Consider the following 20,279-nt stretch of genomic DNA (forward strand, 5'->3'; position numbering starts at 1 on the left):
GAATGAGGGGCGTCAGGCGGGTGGGTTGCCCTGCTGTCGGGTGTGCACGGTCGTGGATTTTCGGGCGGTTCGGTGTTACCTACGCCCGCTTCGCGACTGATCGAGCGCCCTGAACATGCCGGCTGAAAACGCGCACATCCGCAACTTCTGCATCATCGCCCACATCGACCATGGAAAGTCGACGCTGGCCGACCGCCTCCTGGAGAAGACAGGCACGCTGACCAAGCGTGAGGCGCAGGCCCAGTTCCTCGACAACATGGACATCGAGCGTGAGCGGGGCATCACCATCAAGGCCCAGTCCGTGCGGATGTCGTACACCGCGAAGGACGGCCAGAACTACGTCCTCAACCTCATCGACACGCCGGGGCACGTGGACTTCGCCTACGAGGTGAGCCGCAGCCTCGCCGCGTGCGAGGGCGCGCTGCTCGTGGTGGACGCGAGCCAGGGCGTGGAGGCCCAGACGCTGGCCAACGTCTACATGGCGTTGGATCACGACCTGGCCATCATCCCGGTCATCAACAAGATCGACCTGCCGTCCGCGGACGTGGAGCGCACGCGCACGGAGATCGAGGACGTCATCGGCATCGACGCGTCCACCGCGGTGCCCACCTCCGCGAAGGAGGGCATCGGCATCCACGACATCCTGGAGTCGGTGGTGAAGCTGGTGCCGCCGCCCACGGGCGCCGTGGACGCGCCGCTCAAGGCGCTCATCTTCGACTCCTGGTACGACAACTACCGGGGCGTGGTGGTGCTGGTGCGCGTGCTGGAAGGCACGCTGAAGCTCAAGCAGAAGATCAAGATGTTCAGCAACAACAAGGCCTTCGAGGTGCAGGAGCTGGGCGTGTTCAGCCCGTTCTCGCGCCCCGTCACGCAGCTCATGGCCGGCGAGGTGGGTGTCCTCGTCGCGAACGTGAAGGAGCTGCAGGACGCGAAGGTCGGCGACACCGTCACGGAAGAGGCGCGGTCCACGGCGGAACCCTTCCCGGGGTTCAAGGAAGTCAAGCCGATGGTCTTCAGCGGCATCTTCCCGGTGGACTCGTCCGACTACGAGAACCTGCGCGACGCGCTGGCGAAGCTGACGCTCAACGACTCCGCCTTCACCTACGAGCCGGAGTCGTCCACGGCGCTGGGGTTCGGCTTCCGCTGCGGCTACCTGGGCCTGCTCCACATGGAGATCGTCCAGGAGCGGCTGGAGCGCGAGTACAACCTCAACCTCATCACCACGGCGCCGTCGGTGGTCTACCGCATCACCACCACCAAGGATGAAGTGCTCCTGGTGGACAACCCGGCGAAGCTGCCGCCGACGCAGAACATCACCAAGTTCGAGGAGCCCATCCTCACCTGTCACATCCACGTGCCCAACGAGCACCTGGGCGCCATCCTGAAGCTGTGTCAGGACCGGCGCGGCGTGCAGAAGGACATGAAGTACCTGGGCTCCAGCGGCACGCGCGTGCAGGTGACGTACGAGATGCCCATGGCGGAAGTCGTCTTCGACTTCTTCGACCGCCTGAAGAGCGTGTCGCGCGGCTACGCGAGCCTGGACTACGAGCTGACGGGCTACGCCGAGGCGGACCTCGCGAAGCTGGACATCCTCATCAACGGGGAGCCGGTGGACGCGCTGAGCGTCATCGTGCACCGCGAGCGCGCGTACCTGCGCGGCCGCGAGGTCTGCGAGAAGCTCAAGGAAGTGATCCCCAAGCAGATGTACGAGGTGGCCATCCAGGCCGCCATCGGCGCGAAGATCATCTCCCGTGAGACGATCTCCGCCATGCGCAAGAACGTGCTCGCCAAGTGCTACGGCGGTGACATCAGCCGCAAGCGCAAGCTCCTGGAGAAGCAGAAGGAGGGCAAGAAGCGCATGAAGCAGGTGGGCACGGTGGAGATTCCGCAGGAAGCCTTCCTCGCGGTCCTCAAGACGGAGCAGTAGCCCTATGAGCACGGCCAGTCCTTCCGCGAAGCTGGGAGCGGCCATGGCCGCGCGCCGGACCCCCGAGCAGCTCAAGGCCCGCCGCCAGCTGGCGTGGCGCGAGCTGCTCACCAGCCTCTGGGCCCCCCTGTGCGGCGTGGGCCTGGCGTTCGTGCCCTACGTCACGCTGATCGAGATGGCACCCGCGACGGTGTCCTGGGCGCAGCCCCTGATGAAGGGGTTCGGCCTGCTGATGGTCGCCGCCTTCGTGGGCCTGCTGGTGTGGCGCAACGCGTCCCGCAAGGAGTCCGTGCTGCGCACGCTCCGGCACGAGGCGCGCGAGCTGCTCGCGGAGGACGAGCGCATCCTGGAGCGCGTGAAGGACAAGGTCCCCGCGTCCGTGGCGGACCGCCTCACCGAACAGGCCCTGCGCGTGGAGAGCGCCTCCGTGGCGGCCAACCCGGAGGCGCTGCGCACGGAGGTGAAGGCGCTGGAGGCCCTCACCCAGGAGCACCTGGGCGCGTACCGCAAGCAGTCCGCGTGGGACTTCGTGGGCGGCTTCGGCAAGGCGCTGCTCATCGCGCTCGTGATCCGCACCGTGCTGGTGGAGCCGTACCGCATCCCGTCCGGCTCCATGCTGCCCACGCTGCAGATTGGCGATCAGGTCTTCGTCAACAAGTTCATCTACGGCGTGCGCGTGCCGTTCATGAACGTGGTGCCGTTCCGCATCGTGCGGGCGCCCCAGCGCGGGGACGTCATCGTCTTCAACAACCCGGTGGACGAGTCCAAGGACTTCATCAAGCGCGTGGTGGGCATCCCCGGCGACACGGTGGAGATTGTCGACGGCGTGGTGCGCATCAACGGCGAGACGCAGGCGCGCACGCTGGTGACGCCGGACTTCGTGGTGCACAACTGGGACGAGCGCTCGGGCCAGTGGTTCGACCAGGAGGAGGTGCTCTACCGCGAGGACCTGTCCGGCGTGGTGCACTCGTCGCTGCAGAACCCCATGCGCCTGCCGGGCCGCGAGCACGAGGGCCCCTACACCGTGCCCGCCGACAGCGTCTTCGTGATGGGCGACAACCGCGATAACAGCGCGGACAGCCGCTACAACCTGGGCGCCCCTGGCAACGAGGTCGCCTACGTGCCGTACGGGCACATCAAGGGCAAGGCCATGGTGGTGTGGCTGTCGCTTGGCTGGGGCGGCCTGCTGGGCAACCTGTTTGGCGGCACGGGCCTGCGGGTGGAGCGCTTCTTCGAACCGGTGCGCTGAGCGACGTCTCTGACGGACCGCCACGCGCCGTGCTTGACGCAACGTGCGGCGCGCGGTACGCGGCGGCCCCGGCCCATGAGACATCTTCTCGGAATCGCAGGCTGGCGGCGGGACGAGCTGGAAGCACTGCTCGACCGCGCACAGGAGCATCTGCCCGGCGGACCGGATGCCTCGCACGTGTTGCGGGGCAAGGTCGTGGCGAACCTCTTCTTCGAGGACTCCACCCGGACGCGCTCCTCCTTCGAGGTGGCCGCCCGCAGGCTGGGCGCCGACGTCCTCAACTGGAGCCACGCGGGCTCCTCCCTGTCCAAGGGGGAGACGCTGCTGGACACCGCCCGCAACATCGAGGCCCTGGGCCCGGCGGTCATCATCATCCGGCACCGCTCCTCCGGCGCGCCGCACCTGGTCGCCAAGCACGTGAAGTGCGCCGTGGTCAACGCGGGGGATGGCGCCCACGAGCACCCCTCGCAGGCCCTGCTGGACGCCTTCACGCTGCGCCAGCGCTGGGGACGGCTGGACGGCCGCACGGTGCTCATCGTCGGCGACGTGCTGCACAGCCGCGTGGCCCGGTCCAACATCGTGTGCCTGAAGGCGCTGGGGGCCCGCGTCGTGCTCTGCGCGCCGCCCACCCTCCTGCCCCCGGGGCTGGAGGAGATGGGCGGGGAGGTGACGCACCACCTGGACGCCGTGCTGCCGCAAGCGGACGCGGTGATGTGTCTGCGGCTGCAGACGGAGCGCATGGCGGAGGCCTTCCTGCCTTCGCAGCGGGAGTACTCGCGGCTGTTCGGCCTGACGCCTGCCCGCGTGGAGCGGATGAAGGCGGACGCGCCCGTGCTGCACCCGGGCCCCATCAACCGGGGCGTGGAGCTGTCGCCGGTGGTGGCGGACGGGCCTCGCAGCGTCATCCTGGAGCAGGTGGCCAACGGCGTCGCGGTGCGCCGGGCCATCCTGGAGGTGTGCGCATCATGACGTCGGTGCTCTTCCAGCGGGCGCGCGTCATCGACCCGCGCAACGGAGTGGACGGCATCCGGGACGTGCTCGTCACGGACGGCCGGGTGGCCCAGGTGTCGGAGGCGCCGCTGCCAGCGCCCAGGGACGCGCGCGTGGTGGACGCCACGGGCCAGTGGGTGGTGCCGGGCTTCATCGACTTGCACGTGCACCTGCGCGAGCCGGGCGAGGAGGGCAAGGAGACGGTCCTCACCGGCTGCCGCGCGGCGGTGGCGGGCGGCTTCACCGGCGTCGTGGCCATGCCCAACACCAAGGTCGTCAACGACAGCGCGCTCGTCACGGAGCTGGTGCTGTCGCGCGCGCGGGACGCGGCCCTGTGCCACGTGTACCCGGCCGGGGCCATCACCAAGGGGCTCAAGGGCGAGGAGCTGTCGGAGGCGGGGGAGCTTGTCGGCGCGGGCTGCGTGGCCCTCACCGACGATGGCCGCCCGGTGATGAACGCGGCGCTGATGCGCCGGGTGCTCCAGTACGCCACGCTCTTCGACGTGCCCGTCATGGTGCACGAGGAGGACCTGACGCTGTCCGCGGGCGGCGCGATGCACGAGGGCGCCACGGCCACGCGCCTGGGCCTGCGCGGCATTCCCGCCTCCGCGGAGGTGGCCATGGTGGCGCGCGACCTCGTCCTCCTGGAGGAGACGAAGGGCCGCCTGCACGTCGCGCACGTGTCGTGCGAGGGCAGCGTGCGGCTCATCCGCGAGGCGAAGAAGCGCGGCCTGCGCGTCACCTGCGAGGTGGCCCCGCACCACTTCACGCTCGATGACCGGGCGGTGGGGGACTACGACACCCACGCGAAGATGGCGCCTCCCCTGCGCGGGGACGCGGACGTGAAGGCGCTGCGCGAGGCCCTGGTGGACGGCACGGTGGATGCCATCGCCACGGACCACGCGCCGCACGGCGTGTCCGACAAGCAGGTGGAGTTCGAGAAGGGCATCAACGGCATCGTCGGCCTGGAGACGGCGCTGGGGCTCACGCTGGCGCTGGTGCACGAGGGCGTGCTCACGCCTCACCGGGCGGTGGAGCTGCTGTCGGAGGGGCCCGCGAGGGTATTCGGCCTGCCAGGCGGTCACCTGGCGCCCGGGTCTCCGGCGGACATCACGGTCGTATCACCTGGGGAGGAGTGGACGGTGGATGCCCACCGGTTCTATTCCCGCAGTCGCAACACCCCCTTCCACGGGCGCACGCTCAAGGGTCGCGTGACGCAGACGTGGGTGGGGGGCCGGTGTGTGTTCGAGGACGGTCAGCTCAAGGAGTCGCGGTGATGACGAAGCGGGCGGTGCTCGCACTGGCGGATGGCACCACCTTCGAAGGGCGTGCTTTCGGCGCGTCCGGCGAGACGGTGGGTGAGGTGGTCTTCAACACGTCCATGTACGGCTACCAGGAGATCCTCACGGACCCCTCGTACGTCGGGCAGATCGTCACCATGGCCTATCCGGAGATGGGCAACATCGGGGCGAACGGAGGCGACGAGGAAGCGGGGCTGCCGCACGCGGTGGGCATGGTGGTGCGCTCGCTCACGCGGACGCCCTCCAACTGGCGCTCGGAGGAGACGCTGGACGCGTACCTCGCGCGCCATGGCCGCGCCGGCATCGAAGGCGTGGACACGCGCAGGCTGGTGCGCCACCTGCGCACGCACGGCGCGCAGATGGGCGTCATCTCCACGGAGAACGTCTCCACGGCGGCGCTCGTGGAGCGGGCTCGCAACGCCGTGGGCATGGAGGGCATGGACCTGGCGACGGGCGTCTCCTGCAAGGAGCCGTACGTCTTCACCACGCCGACGCCGGACGTGTTCCTGGGGCCCGGTGATCAGCTCCCGGCGCCGGAGCTGAAGTACGACGTGGTGGCGTACGACTACGGCCTCAAGCGCTCCATGCTCCAGTACCTGGTGGACGTGGGCTGCCGCGTGACGGTGGTGCCGTCGAACACCACGGCGGAGCAGGTGCTGGCGCGCAAGCCGCACGGTGTCTTCCTGGCCAACGGCCCCGGCGACCCGGCCGCGGTGAAGGGCGCGGACCGCACGGTGGCGGCGCTCCTGGGCAAGGTGCCCATCTTCGGCATCTGCCTGGGGCACCAGATCATGGCGCTGGCCCTGGGCGGCCGGACGTACAAGATGAAGTTCGGCCACCGCGGCGCCAACCAGCCCGTGAAGGACCTGACGACGGGCAAGGTGGAGATCACCGCCCAGAACCACGGCTTCGCGGTGGATGACGCCAGCCTCAAGGGCCTGGCCGTCGTCACGCACATCAACCTCAACGACGGTACGGTGGAGGGCCTGGCCGTTCCGGACGCGAGGGCCTTCAGCGTGCAGTACCACCCCGAGGCTTCGCCCGGCCCTCACGACGCGCGCTACCTGTTCAGCCGCTTCGCGACGCTGATGGCGGGGTAGCAGAGGCGCCACCGCTCATGGAAACCGCGCTGACCCCGTTGTCGTATCAGCCGTACCTGGACCAGCTCATCGCCTTCGGCAGCGCGGAGCCGCGCAAGCCGGACCTGCTCGACGCGAAGGCGGAGTACTTCCGCCTCACGGGCGAAGTCTTCGAGGACGACAAGTTCTTCGAGCTGCGCATGGCGTCGTTCCTGGACTACTACCTCTACGACCGCGTCTCGCCGCTCACCGGCAAGACGCCGGCCGCGGAGCTGTACGAGCAGCGGCTCCAGTCCGCGCCGCCGGAGGAGGCCAACGCCTTCCGCAGCTTCACGGAGACGGTCCACGGCCTCTTCGAGGTGCGCAAGCTGGGCAAGGGCATGGTGCGCCTGCGCGAGCTCTTCTCCGGCAAGGACTTCGACGTGACGGAGCGCCGTCACATCGCGGGCCTGGAGACGGGCGACGTGCTGGAGGCGCGGCTCGTGCCCTTCGGCGGGCACCTGCTGTTCTCCTCTGCCTTCTGCTACCACCCGGCCATGGCGCTCAAGGCCATCAAGGCCGAGGTGAAGCGCCGCAAGAAGAAGGAGCCGGAGCGCCCGCCCCGCGACCTCGTGTGGGAGTGCGCCCGCCGCGCCCTCAACGTGGAGCGCTACCGCCAGCTCTCCGTGGAGAAGCTCTACGACTTCGCGCAGAAGGCCTTCTGACGTCCCCCTGCTGACGTCCCGGTGCCGTCAGCAGGGCCCGCCGCACCCGCATCCACCGCGCGCTAGATGCGGTGGATGCTCATGAGGTTCGTGTTGCCCGGGATGTTGAGCGGCACGCCGGCCACGACGATGACGGGCGTGCCCGGCTCGCAGATGCGCTCCTCGTCGCAGACGCGGCGCACCTGCTTGAGCATGGCGTCCGTGGACGTGACGCGCTTCACCAGGTGACCCGTCACCCCCCAGTACAGCGCCATCCGGTTCACCGTGTCCGCGTTGGGCGTCAGGGCGACGACGCGCGCGCCAGGACGGAACTCGGAGATGAGCCGCGCGGTGTGGCCGCCCTCCGTGTAGGCGATGATGGTCCCGATGTTGAGCTGCCGCGACGCGGCCACCGCCGCCGCCGCGATGCCGGTGCCCAGGTCCTCGGAGCGCTCGAAGGGGGAGTGCACGAGGGCCGTCGTCCCGGTGCGCTCCGTCTCCTCCACGATGCGCGCCATGGTGGCCACCGCGTCCACGGGGTAGCGGCCCGCCGCCGTCTCACCCGACAGCATCACCGCGTCCGCGCCGTCGAGGATGGCGTTGGCCACGTCGGACACCTCCGCGCGCGTGGGCCGGGCGTTGTTCACCATGCTCTCCAGCATCTCCGTCGCGACGATGACGATGCCCCCCATGCGGTTCACCTCCCGCACGATGCGCTTCTGGATGGCGGGCAATTGCTCCAGGGGCATCTCCACGCCCAGGTCCCCGCGGGCCACCATCACCCCGTCCGACTCCGCGGCGATGGCCTCCAGGTTCTCCACCGCCTGGGGCTTCTCGATCTTGGAGATGAGGGGCGTCTTGCGCCGGGCCACCAGCGCCCGGGCCTGCCGCACGTCCTGCACGGAGCGCACGAAGGACAGCGCCACGTAGTCCACGCCCACCTCCTGGCCGAACGCCAGGTCCACCTTGTCCTTGTCCGTCAGGGTGGGGACGGACATGGCCGTACCGGGCAGGTTGAGCCCCTTGTGGTCCTTGAGGAGGCCGCCCACCTCCACGCGGCAGGACACGTCCCGGCCGTCCACCTTCAGCACGCGCAGGCGCACCCGGCCGTCATCCAGGAGCACCTCGTGGCCCTTCTCCACGTCCCGGGGCAGCGAGCGCACGGGGGTGGGAATGGTGCGGCCCGCGCCCAGCACCGCGCGCGTCGTCACCGTCACGGTGTCGCCGGCCGTCACCAGCAGCTGGCCGCCCTCGAACTTGCCCAGGCGCACCTTGGGGCCCTGGACGTCCTGGAGGATGGCCACCGGCACGCCCAGCTTCTTCGACACGGCGCGGATCCGCTGGATGCGCTGGCGGTGCTCGTCGTGCGTACCGTGGGAGAAGTTCAGCCGGGCCACGTTCATGCCCGCGCGGACCAGCCCTTCGATGACTTCCTTCGAGTCCGAGGCCGGGCCCAGCGTGCAGATGATCTTCGCCTTGCGCATAGGGCCGCGCATCCTAGCCCCACGGGGTGGGCGGCTTGACAGGCTTGCGCCCGGCGGACTAACTCTTTGCTCACGCGCTGGACGGAAAGTTCCCGCAAGCGGCGCACGCCATTCGTGGCTCTCAGACGCTTGAGACGAACGAAAGCCCGGCTATCCCTGGAGGGGGGGCCGGGCTTTCGCCGTTCCAGGCACCGGGTGCCGGGCGCGGAGTTCCGCCTAGAGGTCGATCTCCTGGCCCTTGCCCACGGGCGGCGGCAGCACCGGCGCCTCCGGGGTGGAGCGGTCCATGCCGATGTCCTCCGAGGGCGGCTTCGGCGAGCCCGCGCTGGGGCCCATGGGCGGCGGCGGGGGCAGGGGACCCATCTCCTCCCCACCCGGGCCACTGCCACCCACGCCCATGCCCTCCTGCTTCTGCAGGGCTTCAATCTCCGCGCGGGTGATGCCCGCCAGCGCCAGCACCTTGCGCGTCACGCGGATGCGGGCGTTGCTGTGCATGGCCATGGCGATGGAGTCCGAAGGCCGGGCGTCCAGCGCCATCTGCTTCTTGCCCTGCTGGAGGAAGACGCGGCCGGAGTAGACGTTGTCGCGCAGGTCGTCGATGCGGACCTCCGTGACCGTCCCGCCCAGCTTGGACACGACGTCATCCAGCAGGTCCTGCGCCAGCGGCTGGGGCGGCAGCCGCTCCGCGAGCCGGAAGGCGATGGAGACAGCGGCGCCCTCGTCCACGAAGAGGGGGAGCACTGTCTCCCCGTCCTTGGTGGAGAGCACGACGGCGTGCGTCTGTGCCTCTATCAGGGGCACGACGTCCTTCACTTCCAGCTCCACCAGCTCCGTACAGGCCTTCGGATCACTGCCCTTCTCCGTCAGGCAGGGTTTTTCCTTCCCTTCCGCCGCCCCGGAGGCAGCGATGGCGCCGGGGATGCCGAACGCGGGAAGGAAGAGCAGTCCTCCCAGCGCCAGCACGACGGCCGTGAACGGAGCAACGAAGAAGTTGGCGCGGTTGGACGTTTTCACATCCCTAACCTACGCACCTCCCCCTTCACCGGGAGGGCGCCACACTTCCTGCTGCCGCGAGCTGCCCCCGAGCCCTTGCCCCCCAGGATGGGGGGCGGCCGGCCAGGCGGGAAGAGAGCGTGCGACTAGCGGTCCGGTTCCTCTTCCTCCGCCTCGTCGTCGTAGTCCTCGTCGTCCTCGGACTCCTCGTCGTCCTCATCCTCGTCGAGGTCGTCGTCCTCGGTCTCCTCCTCCTCTTCGTCCTCGTCGTCGAGTTCGTCCTCCAGCTCCTCGGCCTCGAGCGTCAACGTGACCGCGAACTTCTTGCTCAAGACGGCGATCTGCGCGCGCATCTCCGTGAGCGCGGCGACGAAGTCCTCCGAGAGGTTGGCGGGAGCCTTCGTATCGCAGTGGGGGCAGACGATTTTCTCCGTCCCCTCGATGAGGTCCTGGGCTTCCAACTCGAAGCTCGCCTCGCACTTCTGACAGGTGAAGTCGATGCTCATGGTCGGGCGCGGCATACAAAGCAGGTGAACATGCTGTCAACGTCGGAGACGCACGGAGTTGGTTCTGCCCCTGCGCTTCCACTACGTTCCGCAGGATGGACCTGCCCAAGACGATGCTGCACGCGCTCCATGACCAGGCCGCACGGCTGGAGCACCGCCCGGCGCTCTGGTCCAGGAATGGTGGCGCCTACGTCCCCATCTCCTGGTTCGACTATGCCCAGCGCGTCAAACGCTTCGCGCTGGGCCTGCACGCGCTGGGCTTCCGGGAGGGGGACCCCCTGGGCATCCTCAGCTTCAACCGCGAGGCGTGGCACGTGGCGGCCCTGGGGGCCATGGCCCTGGGGGGCGTGCCGGTGGGCCTCTACACCACCAGCAGCCTGGAGCAGCTCACCTACATCCTGGGCCACTGCGAGGCCCGCTTCCTCCTGGTGGAGAACGCGAAGCACCTGGCGACCGCCCTGGAGCTCCAGAAGCGGCTGCCGGCGCTGAAGCACGTCCTCGTCGTGGACGCCCCCTCGCCGCTGCCGGCGGGCGTGCTGCGGTACGCGGACGTGCTGGCCTCCGGGGGGCAGGCTGATGAGAGCCCCTACTGGGACAGTGTCCACGCGCTCCACCCGGACGGGCTGGGCACGCTCATCTACACGTCCGGCACCACCGGCCAGCCCAAGGGCGTGGCCCTGAGCCACCGCAACCTGGCGTGGACGGCGAAGCAGCTGGGCGAGACGATGGACTTCCGCGACATGGAGGACGAGAAGCTCCTGTCCTACCTGCCGCTGTCGCACATCGCGGAGCAGGTGGTGTCCCTGCATGGCCCGCTGCTGATGGGCATCCAGGTCTACTTCGCGGACTCCCTGGACGCGCTGGGGAAGAACCTCCAGGAGGTCCGGCCCACGCTCTTCTTCGGAGTGCCGCGCGTCTGGGAGAAGTTCAAGACGAAGGCGGAGGAGGGGCTGGCCGCGCAGCCGCCCCTGAAGCGCCGGCTGGTGGAGTGGGCGCGGGCGACGGCGCTGGAGCGCAACACGCGGCGGCTCAACCAGGAGCGCGTGCCCACGCTGATGGAGGCCAAGTACGCCCTGGCCCACCGGCTGGTGTTCGCGCCCCTGAAGGCCCGCATCGGCCTGGACCGCGCGAAGATATTCGCCACGTCGGCGGCGCCCATCGGCCGGGACGTGCTGGACTTCTTCGCCTCCATCGACGTCGTCCTCCTGGAGGCCTGGGGCATGACGGAGGTGACGGGCCCCGCCACGGTGAACACCTCCGGGTGTGCCCGCCTGGGCACGGTGGGCTGGCCCATGATGGGGGTGGAGGTCCGCATCGCCGGGGACGGGGAGATCCTGGTCAAGGGCGGCAACGTGTGCCTGGGCTACCACCGCAACCCCGCGGCCACGCAGGAACTGCTGGAGGACGGGTGGCTGCACACCGGGGACGTGGGGCAGCTGGACGCGGAGGGCTTCCTGCGCATCACCGGGCGCAAGAAGGAGATCATCGTCACCTCCGGCGGCAAGAAGACGTCGCCCGCCAATATCGAAGAGCTGCTCAAGTCCGTGTCGCCCGTGGGCCACGCGGTGGTGCTGGGCGACCGGCGCAACTACCTCGTCGCGCTGCTGACGTTGGACGCGGACCGCGCCCGGAGGCTCGCGCGCGAGCACGGCTGGCCGGAGGACGTGGCCGCCCTGGCGACGGACGCGCGGCTCCAGCAGCACCTGCACGAGGCCTTCGAGCGCGAGGTGAACCCGAAGCTGTCGCGCTTCGAGACCATCAAGCGCTTCACCGTGCTGCCCGGGGAGTTCACCACCGAGGGCGGGGAGCTCACGCCCAGCATGAAGGTGCGCCGCAAGGTGGTGGAGGAGAAGTACGCGGGCGCCATCGAAGCGCTCTACCGCGAGCCGGCCGGGCCCGGCGCCACGGGCGCTCACGACTGACGGCCGCGGGAGCCCGGGCAAGCGAAAGGGGCGAGGGACCCGTGAAGGTCCTTCGCCCCTGGCGTGCTTCAGTGATTCAAGCGGCGACTACTTCGTGGGCGTCGGGCGCTTGTCCATGGCGACGTACTCGCGGCGGCCGGAGCCCGTGTACACCTGACGGGGCCGGGCGATCTTCTGCTCGGAGTCCTTCACCATCTCCTCCCACTGCGCGCACCAGCCCACCGTGCGGGGGATGGCGAACAGCACGGGGAACATCTCCGCCTGGAAGCCCATCGCCTCGTAGATGAGGCCCGAGTAGAAGTCGACGTTGGGGTACAGCTTGCGCTTCACGAAGTACTCGTCCTCGAGCGCGATGCGCTCCAGTTCGAGCGCGATCTCCAGCAGCGGGTTCTTGCCCGTGACTTCGAAGACCTCGTCGGCCACGCGCTTGATGACCTTCGCGCGCGGGTCGTAGGACTTGTAGACGCGGTGGCCGAAGCCCATCAGCTTCTTCTCGCCCTCGCCGCCCTTCACCTGCTTGATGAAGTCCGGGATCTTCGAGATGTGGCCGATCTCACGGAGCATCCGGAGCACGGCCTCGTTGGCGCCGCCGTGCAGCGGGCCGTAGAGGGCGCCGACGCCGGCGCTGACCGCCGAGTACGGATCCACTTCCGACGAGCCCACCGTGCGCACGGACGTCGTGGAGCAGTTCTGCTCGTGGTCCGCGTGGAGGATGAAGAGGACGTCCAGCGCCTTCTCCAGCACGGGGTGCACCTTGTAGGTGGTCGTGCCGATGCGCTTGATCATCGTCAGGAAGTTGGCGACGTAGGACAGGTCGTTGTCCGGGTAGATGTACGGCAGCCCCATCGTGTGCCGGTAGGAGAACGCGGCGATGGTGGGCATCTTGGCGATGAGCCGGGTGATCTGGATGCGGCGGCTGCGCTCGTCACGGGTGTGCTTGGCGTCCGGGTAGAAGGCGGACAGCGCGGCCACCGTGGAGGCCAGCATGGACATGGGGTGCGCGTCGTAGCGGAACCCGTCCATGAAGGACTTGATGTTCTCGTGCACCAGCGTGTGGTGCGTCACCAGGTGGGTGAACTGATCCAGGTCCTTCTGCTGCGGCAGCTCGCCGTTGAGCAGCAGGTAGGCCACTTCCAGGAAGCTGGACTTCTCCGCCAGCTGCTCGATGGGGTAGCCGCGGTACTCGAGGATGCCCTTGTCGCCGTCGATGAACGTGATGGCGCTCTTACAGTTCGCCGTGTTCAGGAACGCCGGGTCGTAACCCATGAGACCGAAGTCGTCGTCGCCGGTCTTGATCTGGCGCAGGGCGTGGGTCCGGATACAGCCGTTCTCGATCGGGACCTCGTACGTCTTCCCGGTCCGATTGTCGGTGATCGTCAGCGTGTCCTTGGGCATGGGCGGAGATTTCACAGGGCGGAGCACGCTTTCAACAAAAAAGATCGATAAGTCAGAGAGGCGAACCTTCCGCGTTGCCCGCCGTACTCAGGAATAGCGAACGCCGGAGCGCGCCAGTTGTCGCCAGAAACCGGGAAAGCTCTTCTCCACGCACTCCGGTCCCGTCAGCTCCAGGGGTACTCCGGACAGCACGCACAGGGTGGCCGCTGACATCGCCAGGCGGTGGTCGCCCCGGCTGTCGATGGAGAGGCGCGCGGGCTTCGACGCCGGAGGGACGATGCGCAGCGTTTCTCCCTCGGGGCCGGCGCTCAATCCGGTGGTGCCGCCGTAGGCCGCCACCAGGGTGCGGATGCCCTCCAGCCGGTCGCTCTCCTTGACCCGCAGGATGCCCACATCCGTCAGCGTCGTGGGCCGGGGCAGCACACACGCGAGCGCCGCCAATGTGGGCAGCAGGTCCGGGCATTCCTTGCCGGACGCACGCAGCTCGCCGGTCGCGTGGCCCTCGAAGCGCCAGGTATTAGCCGCGCCTGCCGGGACCATTCGCAAACCCACGTCTGCGACCAGCCGGAGGATCGCCTGGTCGGGATGTGCGCTCTCCGGCTCCGCGCGCTCCACCGTGCCGCCGGTGCGCCATGCCACCAGCACCAGGTACCCCAGCGAAGACCAGTCCCCGGGCAACGACGGCACGGAGGCCGGCGCCTGGTACGCCGTCACGGAATAGTGACTTTCGGACTGCTCGACGGTGAAGCCGAAGCGCCGCAGCCACGCCACCGTGAGGTCCATGTAGCCGGCGCTCGTGAGCACGCCTTCAATCTCCACGCTCCACGCACGCCGCTCGCGCAGGAACCGCTCCGCGCAGCCCAGCAGCAGGCTGGAGGCATACTGGCTGCTCTGTGCGCCCGGCACGCGGAACACCGGCTCCACCCGCGACGTGTCCTGGGGCGCGTGCAGCTCCACCGGCCACGGGGTGCCTTCGGTGAGCGTCAGGCCCGTGGAGCCCAGGGCCTGCTTGAGCGACGTGAAGAGCGGGCCGTGCGGGCGCTCTCCCAGGCGGGCAGTGCCGGTGAAGCGCACGCGCGCTCCGGGCGTCACCGCGGCCTGGGTCACCAGGATGCGGAAGGGGGCACCCCCGTCCGCGCAGTCCACGTCGCGCACGGGGCCCGCGGGAAGGCGCAGGGCCTCCACGCCCCGGCGCAGCACGCGCACGTCGGCGGGGAGGTCCTCGTCCGACTCCGCCTGCACCGACGGCAGCGGCCAGGCGCCCGTGAGGTGTCCCAGCACCAGCGCTCGCTGAGCATCTGACTTCGACACGGGAGGGGTGAGCGGAGAGGCGCTCAGGGCGCTCGGGTCGACGGTGAGACGGCTCGGCGAGGTGTGGCTCAAGGGCGGGCTCCTCGGGTCCAGGCGGGCCAGAGGGCCCGCCATGTCTTCGGCATCACATCCACGACTTCGGCGGTGCCCACGGCGGTGAGCAGCACCATGCGCAGCTCGCCCTTCGCGCCGGCCTTCTTGTCGGCGTCCAGGAGCGCGGCCACGTCCTTCAGCGACGCGCGGCGGGACAGCTCCGCGGCGTGGTCGCGGCCCAGCACGCCCGGGCCGCGGGTGAGGGCCCGCTCCACCTCGTGCGCCACGGGCTCCGGCGTGATGCCCAGGTGCCGGCCCACGTCCAGCGCCCAGAGGATGCCCAGGCCCACCGCGTCGCCGTGCGACAGCTTGAAGCGCGACAGGCTCTCCAGCACGTGGCCGAAGGTGTGGCCGAAGTTGAGCACGCGGCGCAGGCCCTGGTGCTCGTAGGGGTCCTTCGCGCAGATGCCCTCCTTCAGGCCCCGGGCGTCCTTCACCAGCTTCTCCAGCGCGGGCGGCGTGCGCACGTAGCGGCGGAAGAGGGACGCGTCCAGCGAGGCGACCATCTTCCACGCCTCGATGGAGCCCTCGCGCACCTGCGCGTCGGACAGCGTGGCGTACAGCTCCGGGCACAGCCACGTCTCGTCGGCGTAGTGGAAGACGCCCGCGGGGTTCTTCACCACGCGGCCGCGCACGGTGAGGTCCACCGCGCCCTTGCCGCCCAGGCTGCTGTCCACCGCCGCGAGCAGCGTGGAGGGCACCTGCACCAGCCGCACGCCGCGCTTGAGCAGGTGCGCGGCCACGGTGGCGACGTCGCCCACGGTGCCACCGCCCACCGCGACGAGCGTGCCGGAGCGCGGCAGGTTCAGCCCGCCCGCGAGCACCTTCTCCAGCGACGTCATGCTCTTGGCGCGCTCACCGCCGACCAACTGGATGATGGCGCGCGGCGAGCGGGCCTCCAGCGTGGGGAGGAGCGTGGGATGGAAGCGCGCGACCGTGCGGTCCACGACCGCGACGCTGCCCTCGGGCAGACGGGCGGCGAGCTTCGCGAAGGAGCCCCAGCGATCAGCCGGGGGACGATAGGCACCGGGAGGAAGGGGGCTCATGCGGAGTGGGGGCGGGCGTTGAGTTGCAGGACGAGGTCGGCGATGACGAGCGACACCATGGCCTCCAGCACCGGCACGGCGCGGGGCATGATGCACGGATCATGTCGGCCGCCCTTGGCGTGATCCGCGAGCGTCGCGGGGGGCTTGAAGAAGGCGCGCACCTGCATGGGCTCCCCGTTGGCGAGGCCGCCCTGGATGCCGCCGTACGCGTCCTTCACCGAGTGGAACAGGCTGCCGGGCTGGCCGATGCGCAGGAGCAGATCCGGCGGGCCCCACACGACGCCAGTGACGGCGCCGATGCTGCCCAGCGCCTGGGCGATGAGCGCCTTCAGCTTGCCGAAGATGGGCTCGCCAAGGCCCACGGGCAGGCCCTCCACGCGCACGTCGATGGCGCCGCCCAGGCTGTCGCCGGCCTCCTTCGCGGCGAGGATCCGCCGGGACATCTCGTCGCGAACGGACGCGTCCGGGCAACGGGTGGGGTGCGCGTCCACGAGCGCGCGCGTGAGGCCCGGCGCCGGCACGGAGGCGACGAGGTCACCGACCTGCGACACATAAGCGACGGTGCTCAGCGTGGGCAGGTCGCGGGCGAGGTACGCCTCCGCGATGGTGCCGCCGATGACGCGGCAGAGCGTCTCGCGGCCGCTGGTGCGCCCGCCGCCGCGGTGGTCGCGGTGCTTGTAGCGCTCGCGCCAGACGGAGTCCGCGTGGCCGGGCCGGTCCACGGCCGCCAGCTGGTTGTAGTCCTGCGAGCGCTGGTTCGTGTTGCGCACGATGGCCGCGATGGGCGTACCCAGCGTCTTGTCCTCGTAGACGCCGGAGAGGATCTCCACGGTGTCCGGCTCGTTGCGGGCCGTGACGAGGGCGGACTGCCCGGGACGCCGGCGGTCCAGCGCCGCCTGGAGCAGGTCGCGCGTGAGCGGAACGCCCGCGGGGCAGCCGTCCAGCACGGAGCCGAGCGCGGGGCCGTGGCTTTCGCCGAAGGTCGTCAGCCGGAAGAGGGTGCCAAAGGTATTCATGTCGCCGTTTCCCAGAGTTGTCGCTGCCGCCGGGCCTGGGCGACGAACCACGCCGCACCGAGCAGAAGTGGGGTGCCCCCGCGGCGAACGATCTCCGCGGCGACGCGCCGGCCCGGTGCACCGTATGCGATCACCGCCACGCGCGCCCCCTCGAATCGCAGGGTTTCAGGGGGAGCAACCCGGTCGGGCCACGTCCACACCCAGTCCCCCGTGAGGGGCGATTGGACCTCGGCCCGGCGCACGACGCGCAAGGCGAGGCCCTGCTCCCCGGCCACCAGTCGCAGGGCCTGCGTGGAGCCGCCGTCTCCCAGCACCGACACCGACTGGGAACCCAGGCGCTCCAGCACCGCGCTGGCCCCGTCCGTGTCGGTGTTGAAGGCCGCCCACCGCGAGCCCCGGCGCACCAGCGTGTTGATGGCCTCCATCACCGAGCCGGTGTGCCGCGCGAGCCGCATCTTGAAGGGGCTGGTGACGGAGAAGCCCGCGTAGTGCGGCAGCAGCGAATCCACCACCGCTTCCACCGGAGCGTCCTCCGCGAGGTCGATGCGATCAAACGGCTGACGGTGGATCCGCGGCGAGCGCGAGTGCGAAATGGACGTGCCCAGGATGCCCAGGCGCGGCGCGTTCGCGTCCTTCGCCTTGCGGTGTTCGCGCACCACGTCGTCCAGCAGGCGCTGCCCCGGCGCGGCCATCCACGCGCCGCCCATCGCCACGTACTCCAGCCTGTTGCGACGGGAGAGCACCGCGCGCGCCGGGAGCGCCACCGGTCCCATGCCCAGCACCGTGACGCGCTCGGCGCCGAAGCGGGTGGACAGCTGGCGCTGCGTCTCCAGCAGCACGTCCAGGTGCGCGGGCCCGTCCATGGGCTCCACGTGCTTCACCAACGCATCCACTGGAAGCGGGCGGGACCAGCGGCGCAGTGCCTCCTCCGTCGTCAGCGGTCCCTCCGCATGGTGCGACGCGAGCAGCCGGCCCGCGGGCGCATCCAGGTCCTGGGCGCGCTCCACGTCCCGGTCCACGCTCCACGCGGCCTTCACCCATGCGGGAGGCAGGGGCTTGCCACGCTCGGACACCAGGAGGGGCATCACGCGCGACAGGGCCTCCGGATCCACCGCGTCGGGCGCATGCAGATCCGTTCGGACCTCCACCACGTTCGCGCCCCGGCGCAGGCCGTCCTTCGCGAAGGCCACGGCCTCCGCGCCGGTGAGGGTGGGGGGCAGGGTGATGATTCGCAGGGCGGCCATCAGACGGACTCCTGGACAAGGCAGCCCCGGAGGAAGTCCGCCAGGGAGATGGTGGGCACGCGCGCGTGCAGGGCCTCGCGCTCGTGGAAGATGGCGTGCAGCTCTTCCTCCAGCGACACGTCCGGGCGCAGGCGCGGGCGCTTGACGTCCGCCATCAGCCGCTCGCGGTACGTGTCGAAGGTGACCGGGACGACGAGCGTGAAGTGCCCCTGGAGCGCCTCCGGATGGTGCGACAGGAAGCCGCCGCCCACCGCCACCACGCTGCCTTCGGGCAACAGGCCCAGGGTCTCGCGTTCGGCGGCGCGGAAGGTGGCGGGGGACTCGGCGACCCAGGTGCGGAGCGGGCGGCCATGTCGGCGCTCCAGCTCCGCGTCCAGGTCCACGCCGGTGCGCCCGAGGAGGCGTGAGACGAGCGGCAACAGGCGCGTCTTGCCGGCGGCGCGATGGCCGGCGATCACCACGGTCTGGGTCCCCACCGGGCGGGGGCAGGGCCCCGGGGCCGAGAGGGCCCCCTGGAGCACCTGCTGGAGTCTGGGGTCTACCGACGCGACGACCTGGGAGACGAGGCGGCGCCGGGCCTCAGCGGACGGTTCCGACATAGACGTAGGCGGTTCCAAACAGCAGGGGGTGGGCGGCGCGCTCGGAGTAGGCGCCGGCCTGGTCCATCAGGGAGAGGAAGCGCTCGCCCGCGGGGAAGGCCGCGGCGGTGCGAGGCAGGTACTGAAACGCGGCGCGGTTGCCCGTCAGCAGCCCGCCGACCGTCGGCATGACGGTCTTGCTGTAGAAGCGGAACAGCACGCCGTAGGGACCGGTGGGCTGGCCGAACTCCAGCACCACCACGCGGCCCCCCGGGCGCACCACGCGCGCCATCTCCTGCAGGCACTTGACCGGATCATCCACGTTGCGGATGCCGAACGAGATGGACGCCACGTCGAAGCTGTTGTCCGGGAGGGTGAGCGCCATGGCGTCCTGCACCTGGAACTCCACCTCCAGGCCGGCCTTGGCCGCCTTGGCGGGCGCGCTCTCCAGCATCTCCGGGCAGAAGTCCGTGCCCACCACGCGGCCGGTGGGCCCCACCTTGCGCTTGAAAGCCAGCGCCAGGTCGCCGGTGCCGGTGGCGCAGTCGAGCACCTGGCTGCCTTCCTTCGCCTGGCTCAGCTTCACCGCCGTGCGCCGCCACAGCCGGTGCACGCCGAAGGAGAGGACTTCGTTCGCCACGTCGTAGCGCGGGGCGATGGAAGAGAACATCTGTCGGACTTCGGTGCTCATCGTGCCCCTGCGATCTGTGCCGGGCCTTCCGGCTTCCAAAGATGACGGTCCACCGCGGCGAGCACGCCCGGCAGCCGGCGCATCAACGTCATGAAGTCCTCGGGCGACATCGCCTGCTGCCCGTCACACAGCGCCAGCTCCGGCTTCGCGTGGACCTCAATCAACAACCCGTCCGCGCCCGCCGCCGCCGCCGCCAGCGACATCGGCTGGATGAGCGACGGGATGCCCGTGGCGTGCGAGGGGTCCACGATAACGGGCAGGTGCGAGTGCTGCTTGGCCCACGCCACCGCCGCCAGGTCGAGTGTGTTGCGCATGGCGGTTTCAAACGTCCGGATGCCGCGCTCGCACAGGATGACCTGCTCGTTGCCGCCCGCCAGGATGTACTCGGCGGCGTTGAGCCACTCCTGCACCGTGGCGGACAGTCCGCGCTTGAGCAGCACCGGCTTGCGCACCCGGCCCAGCGCTCGCAGCAGCCCGAAGTTCTGCATGTTCCGTGCGCCCACCTGGAGGATGTCCGCGTGCTGCGCCATCAGCGGCAGCTGCTCGGTCTCCATCACTTCACTGATGATGGGCAGGCCGTGCCGCTTGCCCGCGTCCACCAACAGTTTCAATCCGGGCTCGCCCATGCCCTGGAAGGCGTAGGGGCTGGTGCGGGGCTTGAACACGCCGCCGCGCAACAGATGTGCGCCCGCGTGGGCCACCGCGCGCGCGGACAGCTCCAGTTGCTCCGCGCCTTCCACCGCGCACGGCCCCGCCATCACCACGAAGCCC

At 70.0% G+C, this 20,279-nt stretch carries 18 protein-coding genes; 7 read left to right on the forward strand and 11 right to left on the reverse strand.

The genetic code is table 11. The features are described from left to right. The first annotated feature begins 115 nt into the window (after positions 1–115). The 6 genes from lepA (at position 116) to D7V97_RS20330 (ending at position 7,250) form a co-directional block, all read left to right on the forward strand. Positions 116–1,927 carry a translation elongation factor 4 gene (lepA, locus tag D7V97_RS20305; protein ID WP_120612302.1) on the forward strand — a complete coding sequence of 604 codons (1,812 nt, stop codon included), beginning with the start codon at positions 116–118 and terminating at the stop codon, positions 1,925–1,927. A gap of 4 nt (positions 1,928–1,931) precedes the next feature. Beyond that, positions 1,932–3,176 (forward strand): signal peptidase I, encoded by a 1,245-nt coding sequence (gene lepB, locus D7V97_RS20310; RefSeq protein ID WP_120612303.1) that lies wholly within the window; start codon positions 1,932–1,934, stop codon positions 3,174–3,176. A 75-nt stretch (positions 3,177–3,251) separates the two neighbouring features. Beyond that, positions 3,252–4,145 carry an aspartate carbamoyltransferase catalytic subunit gene (locus D7V97_RS20315; protein WP_120612304.1) on the forward strand — a complete coding sequence of 298 codons (894 nt, stop codon included), beginning with the start codon at positions 3,252–3,254 and terminating at the stop codon, positions 4,143–4,145. Beyond that, the gene (locus D7V97_RS20320; RefSeq protein WP_199728880.1) at positions 4,142–5,443 is read left to right on the forward strand and encodes a dihydroorotase; all 1,302 of its coding nucleotides are present in this window, start codon (positions 4,142–4,144) and stop codon (positions 5,441–5,443) included. Before D7V97_RS20315 ends, D7V97_RS20320 begins: the two co-directional genes overlap by 4 nt. Next, positions 5,443–6,567: a glutamine-hydrolyzing carbamoyl-phosphate synthase small subunit gene (carA, locus tag D7V97_RS20325; RefSeq protein WP_120612305.1), complete on the forward strand. Its 1,125-nt coding sequence runs from the start codon at positions 5,443–5,445 to the stop codon at positions 6,565–6,567. The genes D7V97_RS20320 and carA overlap by 1 nt, the downstream gene beginning before the upstream one ends. 17 nt (positions 6,568–6,584) lie before the next feature. After that, positions 6,585–7,250 (forward strand): hypothetical protein, encoded by a 666-nt coding sequence (locus D7V97_RS20330; protein ID WP_120612306.1) that lies wholly within the window; start codon positions 6,585–6,587, stop codon positions 7,248–7,250. A gap of 62 nt (positions 7,251–7,312) precedes the next feature. Here D7V97_RS20330 and pyk read toward each other — a convergent pair whose 3' ends face one another. The 3 genes from pyk to D7V97_RS45380 form a co-directional block, all read right to left on the reverse strand. After that, on the reverse strand, positions 7,313–8,713 hold the full coding sequence (gene pyk, locus D7V97_RS20335) for a pyruvate kinase (RefSeq protein WP_120612307.1): 1,401 nt from the start codon (positions 8,711–8,713) through the stop codon (positions 7,313–7,315). 216 nt (positions 8,714–8,929) lie between these two features. Further along, positions 8,930–9,727, reverse strand: coding sequence for a bifunctional nuclease family protein (locus tag D7V97_RS20340; RefSeq protein ID WP_120612308.1), 798 nt, complete (start codon positions 9,725–9,727; stop codon positions 8,930–8,932). A gap of 125 nt (positions 9,728–9,852) precedes the next feature. Continuing rightward, positions 9,853–10,212 (reverse strand): hypothetical protein, encoded by a 360-nt coding sequence (locus D7V97_RS45380; protein ID WP_233583011.1) that lies wholly within the window; start codon positions 10,210–10,212, stop codon positions 9,853–9,855. 95 nt (positions 10,213–10,307) lie between these two features. Between D7V97_RS45380 and D7V97_RS20345 the strand changes: the two genes are divergently transcribed. Beyond that, positions 10,308–12,134: a long-chain fatty acid--CoA ligase gene (locus D7V97_RS20345; protein ID WP_199728882.1), complete on the forward strand. Its 1,827-nt coding sequence runs from the start codon at positions 10,308–10,310 to the stop codon at positions 12,132–12,134. Between the two features lie 87 nt (positions 12,135–12,221). Here D7V97_RS20345 and D7V97_RS20350 read toward each other — a convergent pair whose 3' ends face one another. The 8 genes from D7V97_RS20350 to aroF form a co-directional block, all read right to left on the reverse strand. Next, positions 12,222–13,529, reverse strand: coding sequence for a citrate synthase (locus D7V97_RS20350; RefSeq protein WP_120612309.1), 1,308 nt, complete (start codon positions 13,527–13,529; stop codon positions 12,222–12,224). 87 nt (positions 13,530–13,616) lie between these two features. Further along, complete coding sequence (locus tag D7V97_RS20355) at positions 13,617–14,954, reverse strand: 3-phosphoshikimate 1-carboxyvinyltransferase (protein WP_120612310.1); 1,338 nt, start codon at positions 14,952–14,954, stop codon at positions 13,617–13,619. Then, complete coding sequence (locus D7V97_RS20360; protein WP_120612311.1) at positions 14,909–15,979, reverse strand: 3-dehydroquinate synthase family protein; 1,071 nt, start codon at positions 15,977–15,979, stop codon at positions 14,909–14,911. The genes D7V97_RS20355 and D7V97_RS20360 overlap by 46 nt, the downstream gene beginning before the upstream one ends. Then, positions 15,976–16,995, reverse strand: a complete 1,020-nt coding sequence (gene aroC / locus D7V97_RS20365; protein WP_120612312.1) for a chorismate synthase — start codon at positions 16,993–16,995, stop codon at positions 15,976–15,978. Before aroC ends, D7V97_RS20360 begins: the two co-directional genes overlap by 4 nt. Continuing rightward, positions 16,992–18,242: a shikimate dehydrogenase gene (locus D7V97_RS20370; protein WP_120612313.1), complete on the reverse strand. Its 1,251-nt coding sequence runs from the start codon at positions 18,240–18,242 to the stop codon at positions 16,992–16,994. The genes aroC and D7V97_RS20370 overlap by 4 nt, the downstream gene beginning before the upstream one ends. Continuing rightward, a complete protein-coding gene (locus D7V97_RS20375) occupies positions 18,239–18,838 on the reverse strand; it encodes a shikimate kinase (protein WP_120612314.1) in 600 nt (199 codons plus the stop codon). Before D7V97_RS20375 ends, D7V97_RS20370 begins: the two co-directional genes overlap by 4 nt. Next, positions 18,819–19,508, reverse strand: coding sequence for a bifunctional demethylmenaquinone methyltransferase/2-methoxy-6-polyprenyl-1,4-benzoquinol methylase UbiE (gene ubiE, locus D7V97_RS20380; RefSeq protein WP_120612315.1), 690 nt, complete (start codon positions 19,506–19,508; stop codon positions 18,819–18,821). Before ubiE ends, D7V97_RS20375 begins: the two co-directional genes overlap by 20 nt. Continuing rightward, positions 19,505–20,279: 3-deoxy-7-phosphoheptulonate synthase (gene aroF, locus D7V97_RS20385; protein ID WP_120612318.1), on the reverse strand; the 775-nt coding region annotated here is incomplete at its 5' end. The genes aroF and ubiE, both read right to left, overlap by 4 nt.

The sequence above is a fragment of the Corallococcus sp. CA053C genome (genome assembly GCF_003611675.1).
GTDB lineage: Bacteria > Myxococcota > Myxococcia > Myxococcales > Myxococcaceae > Corallococcus.

What these genes read in the sequence shown, in the direction of transcription:
- lepA (WP_120612302.1), top strand. Translation starts at nt 116, where the DNA reads ATGCCGGCTGAAAACGCGCACATCCGCAACTTCTGCATCATCGCCCAC.
- lepB (WP_120612303.1), top strand. Translation starts at nt 1,932, where the DNA reads ATGAGCACGGCCAGTCCTTCCGCGAAGCTGGGAGCGGCCATGGCCGCG.
- D7V97_RS20315 (WP_120612304.1), top strand. Translation starts at nt 3,252, where the DNA reads ATGAGACATCTTCTCGGAATCGCAGGCTGGCGGCGGGACGAGCTGGAA.
- D7V97_RS20320 (WP_199728880.1), top strand. Translation starts at nt 4,142, where the DNA reads ATGACGTCGGTGCTCTTCCAGCGGGCGCGCGTCATCGACCCGCGCAAC.
- carA (WP_120612305.1), top strand. Translation starts at nt 5,443, where the DNA reads ATGACGAAGCGGGCGGTGCTCGCACTGGCGGATGGCACCACCTTCGAA.
- D7V97_RS20330 (WP_120612306.1), top strand. Translation starts at nt 6,585, where the DNA reads ATGGAAACCGCGCTGACCCCGTTGTCGTATCAGCCGTACCTGGACCAG.
- pyk (WP_120612307.1), bottom strand. Translation starts at nt 8,713, where the DNA reads ATGCGCAAGGCGAAGATCATCTGCACGCTGGGCCCGGCCTCGGACTCG.
- D7V97_RS45380 (WP_233583011.1), bottom strand. Translation starts at nt 10,212, where the DNA reads ATGAGCATCGACTTCACCTGTCAGAAGTGCGAGGCGAGCTTCGAGTTG.
- D7V97_RS20345 (WP_199728882.1), top strand. Translation starts at nt 10,308, where the DNA reads ATGGACCTGCCCAAGACGATGCTGCACGCGCTCCATGACCAGGCCGCA.
- D7V97_RS20350 (WP_120612309.1), bottom strand. Translation starts at nt 13,529, where the DNA reads ATGCCCAAGGACACGCTGACGATCACCGACAATCGGACCGGGAAGACG.
- D7V97_RS20355 (WP_120612310.1), bottom strand. Translation starts at nt 14,954, where the DNA reads ATGGCGGGCCCTCTGGCCCGCCTGGACCCGAGGAGCCCGCCCTTGAGC.
- D7V97_RS20360 (WP_120612311.1), bottom strand. Translation starts at nt 15,979, where the DNA reads ATGAGCCCCCTTCCTCCCGGTGCCTATCGTCCCCCGGCTGATCGCTGG.
- aroC (WP_120612312.1), bottom strand. Translation starts at nt 16,995, where the DNA reads ATGAATACCTTTGGCACCCTCTTCCGGCTGACGACCTTCGGCGAAAGC.
- D7V97_RS20375 (WP_120612314.1), bottom strand. Translation starts at nt 18,838, where the DNA reads ATGTCGGAACCGTCCGCTGAGGCCCGGCGCCGCCTCGTCTCCCAGGTC.
- ubiE (WP_120612315.1), bottom strand. Translation starts at nt 19,508, where the DNA reads ATGAGCACCGAAGTCCGACAGATGTTCTCTTCCATCGCCCCGCGCTAC.